The 9600-nt window shown below is 37.9% G+C and carries 9 protein-coding genes; all 9 read left to right on the top strand.

The features are described from left to right. Window positions 1-47: 47 nt before the first annotated feature. The 9 genes from AA980_RS25095 to AA980_RS25140 all read left to right on the top strand — a co-directional run bounded on the left by AA980_RS25095 (window position 48) and on the right by AA980_RS25140 (window position 8851). Window positions 48-542: a PH domain-containing protein gene (locus AA980_RS25095; RefSeq protein ID WP_024027176.1), complete on the top strand. Its 495-nt coding sequence runs from the start codon at window positions 48-50 to the stop codon at window positions 540-542. Next, on the top strand, window positions 539-2032 hold the full coding sequence (locus AA980_RS25100; protein ID WP_024027177.1) for a PH domain-containing protein: 1494 nt from the start codon (window positions 539-541) through the stop codon (window positions 2030-2032). The genes AA980_RS25095 and AA980_RS25100 overlap by 4 nt, the downstream gene beginning before the upstream one ends. A gap of 69 nt (window positions 2033-2101) precedes the next feature. Beyond that, window positions 2102-2713 (top strand): DUF6518 family protein, encoded by a 612-nt coding sequence (locus AA980_RS25105; protein ID WP_024027178.1) that lies wholly within the window; start codon window positions 2102-2104, stop codon window positions 2711-2713. 32 nt (window positions 2714-2745) lie between these two features. After that, window positions 2746-3576, top strand: coding sequence for a DUF1835 domain-containing protein (locus AA980_RS25110; RefSeq protein WP_024027179.1), 831 nt, complete (start codon window positions 2746-2748; stop codon window positions 3574-3576). A 597-nt stretch (window positions 3577-4173) separates the two neighbouring features. Beyond that, on the top strand, window positions 4174-4707 hold the full coding sequence (locus AA980_RS25115) for a sigma-70 family RNA polymerase sigma factor (RefSeq protein ID WP_024027180.1): 534 nt from the start codon (window positions 4174-4176) through the stop codon (window positions 4705-4707). Beyond that, window positions 4700-5722, top strand: a complete 1023-nt coding sequence (locus AA980_RS25120) for a DUF4179 domain-containing protein (protein WP_024027181.1) — start codon at window positions 4700-4702, stop codon at window positions 5720-5722. The genes AA980_RS25115 and AA980_RS25120 overlap by 8 nt, the downstream gene beginning before the upstream one ends. 181 nt (window positions 5723-5903) lie before the next feature. After that, the gene (locus AA980_RS25125; protein WP_024027182.1) at window positions 5904-6455 is read left to right on the top strand and encodes a DJ-1/PfpI family protein; all 552 of its coding nucleotides are present in this window, start codon (window positions 5904-5906) and stop codon (window positions 6453-6455) included. 171 nt (window positions 6456-6626) lie between these two features. Next, window positions 6627-7550, top strand: a complete 924-nt coding sequence (locus AA980_RS25130; protein WP_024027183.1) for a class I SAM-dependent methyltransferase — start codon at window positions 6627-6629, stop codon at window positions 7548-7550. A gap of 605 nt (window positions 7551-8155) precedes the next feature. Next, a complete protein-coding gene (locus tag AA980_RS25140) occupies window positions 8156-8851 on the top strand; it encodes an AIM24 family protein (protein ID WP_024027185.1) in 696 nt (231 codons plus the stop codon). Window positions 8852-9600: the final 749 nt, after the last annotated feature.

Raw genomic sequence — 9600 nt, forward strand, 5'->3', positions numbered from 1 at the left:
GATGTCTTCCTAAACAAAGAGTCATCGAAATAAAGAAGGTGATTATTATGTATTCTCAAATGAATGGACCCCAAAAACGATTATCAAAGGATGCAGTGAAAGTATGGATCATAAGTGAAACGATTGCGAGTGTAATTGGATTCATTATCCTTGGGATTTTACTTTATCTGGACTATCGTTTTTCTTGGAAAGAGTGGATTGGCTGGATTCTGAAAGGGCTGCTTCTGCTTTCTGTGTTAGGCGCAGTCTGGTCATGGATTAAGTCGTTTTTACTTTATAAAAGCTGGCGTTATGATGTCAATGAAGAGTTTTTACAATTGAAATCAGGTGTATTAAATGAAAAATATCAACTAGTCCCGATGACCAAAATACAATCGGTAGCAACCAATCAAGGACCGGTCCTGAGAAAATATGGGCTTTGTTCCGTTTCCGTTGAAACTATGGCGTCTTCTCACACCATTCCGGTCCTGCCTAAAGAGGCAGCCATAGAATTAAGGAACCAGATTGCTCATTATGCAAAAATTAAGGAAGTGGAGTCATGATACCAGCAAAACGATACCACCCACTTCTTATGCTTTTTGACTTATGGTCGCTACTAAAGAACAATTTTTTCATTTTTATTATTTTGTTTGTGATCAAAGCTAGGCCGCAATCACCCTTCATTCTATATGGCAGAATCCTATTTTTCATAGTTTTTGGAGTGGCGTTTATTTACTTTATTTTAAAATGGTTCACCCATAAATATGAACTCGATGGCCGGTCGTTTCATCTGTACAAAGGAATTCTCATCAAATCAGAACGAACCATTCCTTTTTCAAAAATTCAAAACGTCAACCGTCATACCTCTCTTTTTCATCGGTTGTTTAAAGTGACGTCCATCAGCTTTGAAACAGGAATGACAGGTGAAGAAGCTGCTGTGAAATTCGAAGTTATTTCGCAACTAGAATCATTGCGAATGGAACAGCATATAACAAGTGAAGTAAATGATAATGCTATGAATCTGTCTCCTTCAGAAATGGCTGTAGAAAAAGTAGATACCACCCGAATTATTCATTTTAAACCAATGAAAAAGGATATCTTAAAAGCAAGTTTTACATCATTAAGCTTTCTCGTATTTATTCCTTTACTTTTATCGTTTTATTCTAAAATTGATGATATCCTTCATGTGGAAAAAGAAACGGAGGGAATCTTTTTCTATATCATCAGTTCTTGGTGGATTGTTACAACCATCGTCGTTTTCCTCATCGTGGCTTCTGTTGCTTTTGGAATCGCAAGGACTTTTATAAAATATGGGAAGTATGAAATTTCCTCCGACCGGAATCGTATTTATATTACAAAAGGTGTCATCGATGAAACGGCCTTTTCGATTGCAAAAGAAAAGGTGCAAGCAATTGAAATTAAGCAGTCCATTCTGAAACGATTGCTGGGCCTTGCCGAAGTGAAGTTGACTAGTGCTGGAAGTCTTAGTTTCGGAGAGGAAACGCTTGAAATTAATTCACTTTACCCGTTCCTCCCCGTTCAACGAGCTTATGAAATGGTATCGGAAATTTTACCGACTTATGAAGTAACACCAAAGATGAAGCGTCTGCCGAAAAAATCTTTATGGGTGCGCTTATTTAGCCCGAGTTGGATCTGGGTGATTGCCACTGCAGTTCTATTTTATTTTAGACCAGCTGTCTTCGGAGTGGGACAAGGATGGTGGATATTATCAGCTGCTTTGTTATTAATAATTATTGCAATAAGATGGCTAGATTTCATACATACAAAATATATTTTGAACGATCGCTTCATTCAACACAAAACGGGCAGTCTAACTACTTCTTTATTCGTTTCCAAACGAGATAAAGTGATTGAAGTAAAAGTAACCCGGTCTATTTTTCAAAAATGGTTAGGGCTTGCCTCGATAGAAACAATCAATCGAGCGAAACCAATACAGCATAATGGGATTGAGGATGTGCCAGTAGAATTTGCTGACTCGTTTTACAAGTGGTATATGGGACGCAGAAACGAAATTGAAATAGAAATTGAATAAACGTGGCTTACCATTCTGACCAAGAAATTTCCCTTTTTTAAGAAACTCAACCGTTGTAGGTGATGTGGAATGAAAGAAAAACTGGTTTACATCAGAGCTAAATCGGATAAAGTGCCTCCTTTACAACAGAGATTACTAAGGGTGTTGTTTGTATTTTTGCTAGGAGCCTTATTGGGTTTTTTGGCAAAATTCTCAGATGGCTCAGTTAAAGGGTTAATTGGAACGTACCTCAGTTTTTGGATTGTAATTACAACAATCATTGCTTTTCGAAGTCGGTCGCCTAAAGCTGCGGCATTACATACATTTATTTTTCTAATGGCAATGCTTCTTGTTTATTATTTCTACTCCATGGTGTTGTTTGGATTTTTCTCCATGGATTATTTTATCACTTGGGGCGGCATTGCCTTACTTTCACCGATAGGTGGTTATGCGGTATGGTACGCCAAAGGAAATGGCTGGATTGCTGCGCTTTGCGCTGCTTTACCAATTAGTTTACTTTTGGTGGAAGGTTATAGTTTTTTCTATTCGTTCGGGATCCCCAAAGGATTTGATATCATTTCAGCTGTTTTGCTATTTTTTCTATTGCCTGCCAATCATTTTCAACGCTTACGCATGCTGCCAATAGTCACTATGCTATTTTTCTTGATCGAGCGGCTAGAGGTACTCTATTATTTGCCGTGATAAATATTTTTCTGTTGGAAGGAGCATTAAAGATGATCCATATTCTGTTTGATCAATCTTCTGCGGGCAGTTTAAGAATAGCCTTTAGGGAGAAAGGAATAGATAAAAAGGAACAAATCATTTCCTTTTGGGATATGTTCTCGATTGGTCCTTTTCGGGGGTTACATGAAGAGGCAGGGCAGGAGTCACGTTTTGATTGGATGAAGGACGTAAAGAATGATGAATTTGGGGAATTTCTGGAATATATACAAAGCTTTCAAAAGACAATTGATCGAATTTTGTCCATTCCAGAAGAGTTGCTAATTTTTATTTGGACTGCTGACAACGCACATGAACAGACAGGACTGCGATTTGTTTTGCAACTATTGAAGGGAAAAAATAACGATGTCACCGTTATTAACACGACAAAGTCATATAGTGAACTTTTTAAAACAGGGAGAAGAAGACAATATACAGTATTGCATTCAGGCGAAATTAATCCGGACAAACTCCAAATAATATATGATCAAGGAGAAGGAAGAGTCCTAACTGACCATGACAGAGAAGATTATGAGAATGAATGGATTTCTTTATCAGAAAATCAGGAAACTTTAAGAATCTGGAGAAATGGAAGGATTGTGAGTGTTCCTGAAGACTATTACGACCCATTTATCATCCAAAGAGCTAAAAAGTTACATAGAAAGCAGGAAACAAAAGACTTTATGAAATCTGCCAGATTAATTGGCGAGGTGCTAGGACATTTAGACCAATATGTTGGTGATGAATTTTTGGAATATCGCCTAAGAAAGCTGATTGAAAAAGGGGTTTTTGATGTAGAAGGCAGTTTGATCGCTATGAGGTACTACAGTGTGAAATTGCGTTAGGAGAGGAAAAGCTAAGTCCTGTTATCGCAATCTTTTAGCTCATTGCGTTTTTCATCGGCCTTATGAAGGACAATTTACCCGAATTCCCACTAATTTACCAAAACCAACCAAACGTTTGATTAAATTGCTGAATTCGTTGATATGACTGGGGCGTAATAACCAATCAAACGTTTGATTAGATCGCTGGGACCCCTGGTATGGCTGGCGTGCAAAAACCAACCAAACGTTTGATTAAATCGCTAAATTCGTTGATATGACTGGGGTGCAATAACCAATTAAATTGATGATAGCTGGATTGGTAATATTTTGAATCGATAAATATCCCATTTCGTGATTATTGAAGGTCACTGTTAATAAAGGTTAGATATTACTGTAAGCGTGAAAAAGCTGAATCCTTTTGGACTCAGCTTTTTATTCATTTTAGAACAGTGTAGGCAATGTTCGTGCTAGCTCTACTCAGCTTACAAGTTTAAATTGCTACGAAAATAAGGTGCCTGCACTTATATAATAGAAGTTGAAATATTACAGTTATTAAATAGGTTGCAACGTTTCGACTTCCTCATTCGACTTAATAATGAAAAGGAGGGAATAGAAAAAATGGATATTGCTAATTTAGTACAAAAGGCGAAGAAGGGTAATGATGAAGCATTTGAACAGCTGATTAGTTCTGTTCGCCCGAAATTGTATCGGACTGCCTATTCATATGTAAGAAATGAACAAGATGCTTTAGATATTTATCAAGAAACCATTTACAAAGCATACATTTCTCTTAAAATGTTAAAAAAACCCGAAAGTTTTCAGAGCTGGATTACAAAGATTCTCGTTTTCAAAGCGATTGATTTTATTCGAAAAGAATCGCGGCACTTTAGTACAGATGATGAGAAAATATTTGCTGAATTAATATCTAATGAAAATGTCGATTACATAGCCCATTCAATGGATTTATCCGAGGCCTTTAAATTTTTAGATCCCAAATACAAGACAATTATTTTACTGAGGTACTATCACGATCTTTCTATTAAGGAAATTGCAGCCATTATGAATTACCCGGAAGGAACGGTAAAATCCCAATTACATCGAGTCCAAAAAGAACTGAGGCCAATTTTAAAGGAGGGTTATATTTATGAATAAAGAAAACTTTAATCAATCAATTGATAACATAGATTTACCTCTTGAGAAGTTACTAGCGAGGGAAAAGGCAGCTATGTCCCAAGCAAAGAAAATGCGGAAGTTTGGCAGGACAACGAAACATTCAATGCTAATTGCCTGCGGTTTATGTATAACCTTATTCGGCTCTGGATTTGTATCATCGGGTATGGCGGCTGTGTTATCGAATATTCCACTCATTGGCCCTATTTATACGGAATTTAGGGATATTGCAACTGATAAAATAGAGAAAGATCAACTTGCGACAGTGATTGAAAAACAGGATAGCCATGATGGCTTAACGATGACTGTTAAAGAAGCGGCTTACGATGGTGGCAGGCTAATCGTAACAGTGGCCTATTCAGGGGAAAAGGCACTCTCACTCAAGGAAGAGAACGTCGGATATAATTATGTAACAATTAATGGTGAAGAATTCAAGGTAGCGATTGGTTCCGGTACGCAACGTCCGATCAACTCTAAAACAACTATTGAGCAACATCAATTCACTCTAGCTAAATACAATGAATACGGCGATAAAATTGAGGTAGCTGTCCATGGGAAAGATTTGTTTGGCTACAAAGGTAAATGGGGGGTGTCCTTCCCGCTTGAAAAGATAAAGGGTGAGATACACGAGTTCTACCCAAATGTGAAAACTAAGAACGTTAACGAAGTTTATACGTTAACAGCTGACAAAGTAACATTTTCGCCACTATCAACAAGAATAGATGTAACAGTCGATTACCCCGCTGAACTAGATGAAAATGATAGATGGAAATGGTTTGATTTCTCAGTAGTCGATAATAATGGGAATGTCTATGATCGACTAAAACTGCAAGCGGGAATGGCTGGAAACTACGGACACCATATGGTTCTAGCATTGCCGCCAATGGATACGATACCAAAGTCACTGACACTTAAGCCAGCTGATATAAATAGTGAACGGTATAGAGAAGATATCAAGGAATTAGAGCTGGTCGTTCCTTTGCAGAAAACTAAATAAAGATGTCAACAATCATTCATTTCCAATCCACTCTTTTTAAGTATATTTGTCTGAATCGAAAATTGAGTCTCCGAAAGATGGGGAATAAACTCTTAGGATAAAAAAGAGGGAATGAAAGGGAAAAGCTTGAATATATAAATAAAGGTGGAATAGCCATATTTTTACGAGGGGGAATGAAATCATGTCAAAAAAAGTTCTATTGATCGCCGGGGACGCCGTTGAGGCACTAGAGATTTATTATCCATATTTTCGCTGTCTAGAAGAAGGCTATGATGTGCAAATTGCAGCGCCATCGAAGAAAAAGCTGCAAACCGTTGTGCATGACTTTATCGGCTGGGATACTTATACGGAAAGCAAAGGATACTTAATTGAAGCCCAAATAGCCTTTGAAGATGTGAACCCTGAAGAATATGATGGATTAATTATTCCCGGAGGCAGGGCTCCTGAATACATTCGTCTAAATGAAAATGTTCCAAGAATTGTCGCGCATTTCTTTGAAGCGAATAAACCAGTTGGCGCCATTTGCCATGCAAGTTTAGTTTTGACAACGGTTCGCCAATACATGGAAGGCCGGGAGCTGACCGCCTATATCGCCTGCAAACCTGATGTAGAAGCAGCGGGTGCCACCTATATCGAGAATCCACTGCATGTGCAGGGAAATCTTGTTTCCGGTCATGCCTGGCCGGATTTGCCGGGCTTCATGAGGGAATTTATTAAACAATTAGACCAATAAGGCACTTATCCACAGCGGTGCCTGACACCAGTAAAAAAGATATTGACAATAAATTTTATTTGTGCTATAATTTATCATTTATTGACAGATGTTTGCTTCCGTCGTATTATGAACTCCTGGCTATATTTTAGCTGGGAGTTTTTTGCTTTTTAAACGAAGGGAGAGTTTAATTTGGATAAAACGAAAGAGAGTTTAACTGCGCTAGTCAGCTGCTTTGCCAGGGGATATCATGCATCGAAGAGCAGCCATCCTGTTTTTAATGACCATGTTGCCAATTCACTTTTGCGTAATGAGGAAAAACAGTTAATCGCAGCTAACTGGGCCAATGCCATAGCTTTCTTTGACCCGGAGAAGGGCGCTACTTTAAAGACGTTTGACGAAAAGTTGGAATGGGTGATGAATAACCAGACGATTCCCCAATTAGTCAGCCGGGCAAGGTATGCAGAAGACGGTCTCTTGTCGGCTATCACAAGAGGTGTAAGACAATATGTCATTTTAGGTGCCGGTCTTGATACCTTTGCTTTAAGACAAAGACATCTCCCAGACGACTTTATCATCTATGAGGTAGACCATCCCGCAACCCAAGCATTTAAAATAAACCGCCTTCACGAAATGGGTATTGCCACTCCTGCTAATGTGAAATTTGTTCCCTTAGATTTTAAACATGATTCCTTACACGATGAGCTGAAGCGAAGCGGCTATGATGAACAGAAATATGCCTATTTTAGTTTGTTAGGTGTCGTGATGTACTTAGAGAAAGGAGATTTTTATAAACTTCTTTCGTCTATTTCCGCTATGTCCATGAACGGAAGCTCGTTCGTATTTGATTACCTTGACGATACCGCCTTTAATGAAACAAAAGCCTCAAAAAAATTAACTCAAATGAGGCAAATTACCGCCCAAACAGGTGAACCAATAGTTACCGGCTTTGATCCGTTTGAACTGGATCGCGAACTGCAAGAATGCAATATGTTAATATATGAAAATCTCTCACCTGCGAATATTGATGAATTATACTTCGCGGGCCGGGAAGATGGATTGCACGCCTTCGACCATTTTCATTTTGCGCATTTAGTCGTTCGTAAACAACAATAGTATAGTTTCCCTAACAAAGTGGTAAAGAATCTGCATCAGGTGGGTATACTTTGTAATAAAGTATACCCACCTGAGGTGATGGAGTTTGGGGATAATAGCTAATCTATCGAATTTATGTTGGGAAGGTCTTACTCTAAAACACGTATCTCACAAAAAAATTGTTATTTCTTATTTATTGTTTGTTTTTACTGCATTTTTGTTTGAATTGTTTTTATTCATATTATATGCGGTTTCATGTTTTATTTTTTTTGATTATGGCCATAGCCCAGATTTTGTTTTTTATGTATGTGGTGCCATTTTGATTTTAATTAAAATAATAACAGTTACAATGTTAAAAACAACCATATCAAGACACAAAAATGTTTTCTTAAAGGATCCAAAAAGAATGGTTCCTGACTGTTGAAATAAGAGGCTCCTAGCAAAAAAACGAACAATGCTGGTCTTGCTAACCTGAGTCCAATAGCCAGCTTTCACTTTCAGCTTTTCATCCACCTTCGGAATAGGGATTTTTGCGGCAGTTAGCATTAATTTACAGTAGCCACATAAAATATGAAACATTCATGGTTATTTTTCGTACATACAGCTAGGGAAGGAAGGTGTGCTGAATGAGCAGATATTCAATTGAAGAATTTATTAAACAAACGGAGCAAGTGGATAAGGGTGAGGGCTTCTTTGAATTAGAGACTCCGCGTATGCTCGAAGTAAACCTCGACGGTCAAGTTTGGGCAAAGGCAGGCTCGATGGTTGCCTACCATGGAGAAATGAGATTTGTCCGAGAAGGAATCCTCGAGCACGGTCTTGGGACAGCCTTCAAAAAGGCATTAACCGGAGAAGGCGCCTCGTTAATGAAAGCAAATGGCAGGGGGAAATTATATCTTGCCGATAGCGGGAAAAAGATTGTTATCCTGAAATTGCAAAACGATTCGATATTCATTAACGGCAATGATCTGCTTGCATTTGAACCAAGTATTAAGTGGAAGATTAAATTAATGAAACGGATTGCCGGGATGATGGCCGGCGGACTATTTAATGTCTATTGTGAAGGAACGGGGATGATTGCATTTACTACCCATTATGAGCCACTAACATTGAGGGTTACACCGGGTCAGCCCGTTATTACCGACCCAAATGCAACCGTCGCCTGGTCTGGAAACCTTCAGCCGGTCATTCAAACCGATATTAGTTTCAAAACCTTCCTAGGCAGAGGCAGTGGCGAGTCGATTCAAATGCGGTTTGAAGGAGATGGATTTGTGGTCGTTCAACCATATGAAGAGGTATATATGAATTCTAAACAGGGGTAATAGGTAAAAGAAACCCCGCTTAGTTGAAACGGGTTCTGTATTGAGGTGCAAAAGAACAAAAGTCATATTAGGGTGCAAAGAGAGATAGAAAAGAGGATGCCGTATGCTTGTAACGGGTTCCGTTTCCTATCACAAAACTCGAAAATACAAGCAAAAATGTAGCTCAATTTGTACTGCCTTTTGTAGACGTTTTTGCAATATAAAATAAATGGCTTAGTTCACACTGAGCCTATTTTTAATATTCATTTTTAAGGATGATTGTTAAACTAAAGCCCCCATTTAGTTCAATAAGGTGCATTTTAAGTGAATTATTTAATACTCTTTATTCTTTCTTTATTTTAAGAATTGCCTCTAAATTGTATTGTTTTCCCTAGTTGTAAAAAGGATAATCATAAAAATAATCTGAAGGATGGGAAGGAATAAAAAAATATTAAGTATCTTTTCTAAGTCCATAAAAACCAGAAATAATGTATCTGGTAAAAAGACAACAACACTTAACAACATCAGTTTCCACGATTTTGTGGACATACTCCAAAAGAAAAGGAAAATAGCAATTAAAAGTGTTAACCAAGGGAAAATTACGTACAAAAAATATTGCATAAATAGCATATCCGATGCACCTGCTTATTTTTTTGACTTCTTATTACTATATTCTCCATTGATTTTTCAATACCTTCTTCAACTCCCTCAGTTTGATACGAATATCTCTCGAATGCTCACTTATTCGCAGGATTTCATAACCCTTGTAA

Source organism: Neobacillus vireti, assembly GCF_001026695.1.
Lineage (GTDB): Bacteria > Bacillota > Bacilli > Bacillales > Cytobacillaceae > Neobacillus > Neobacillus vireti.

Coding starts and splice junctions, on each gene's coding strand:
- AA980_RS25120 (WP_024027181.1), top strand. CDS start 4,700: ATGAATAAAGAAAACTTTAATCAATCAATTGATAACATAGATTTACCT.
- AA980_RS25110 (WP_024027179.1), top strand. CDS start 2,746: ATGATCCATATTCTGTTTGATCAATCTTCTGCGGGCAGTTTAAGAATA.
- AA980_RS25095 (WP_024027176.1), top strand. CDS start 48: ATGTATTCTCAAATGAATGGACCCCAAAAACGATTATCAAAGGATGCA.
- AA980_RS25115 (WP_024027180.1), top strand. CDS start 4,174: ATGGATATTGCTAATTTAGTACAAAAGGCGAAGAAGGGTAATGATGAA.
- AA980_RS25140 (WP_024027185.1), top strand. CDS start 8,156: ATGAGCAGATATTCAATTGAAGAATTTATTAAACAAACGGAGCAAGTG.
- AA980_RS25100 (WP_024027177.1), top strand. CDS start 539: ATGATACCAGCAAAACGATACCACCCACTTCTTATGCTTTTTGACTTA.
- AA980_RS25105 (WP_024027178.1), top strand. CDS start 2,102: ATGAAAGAAAAACTGGTTTACATCAGAGCTAAATCGGATAAAGTGCCT.
- AA980_RS25125 (WP_024027182.1), top strand. CDS start 5,904: ATGTCAAAAAAAGTTCTATTGATCGCCGGGGACGCCGTTGAGGCACTA.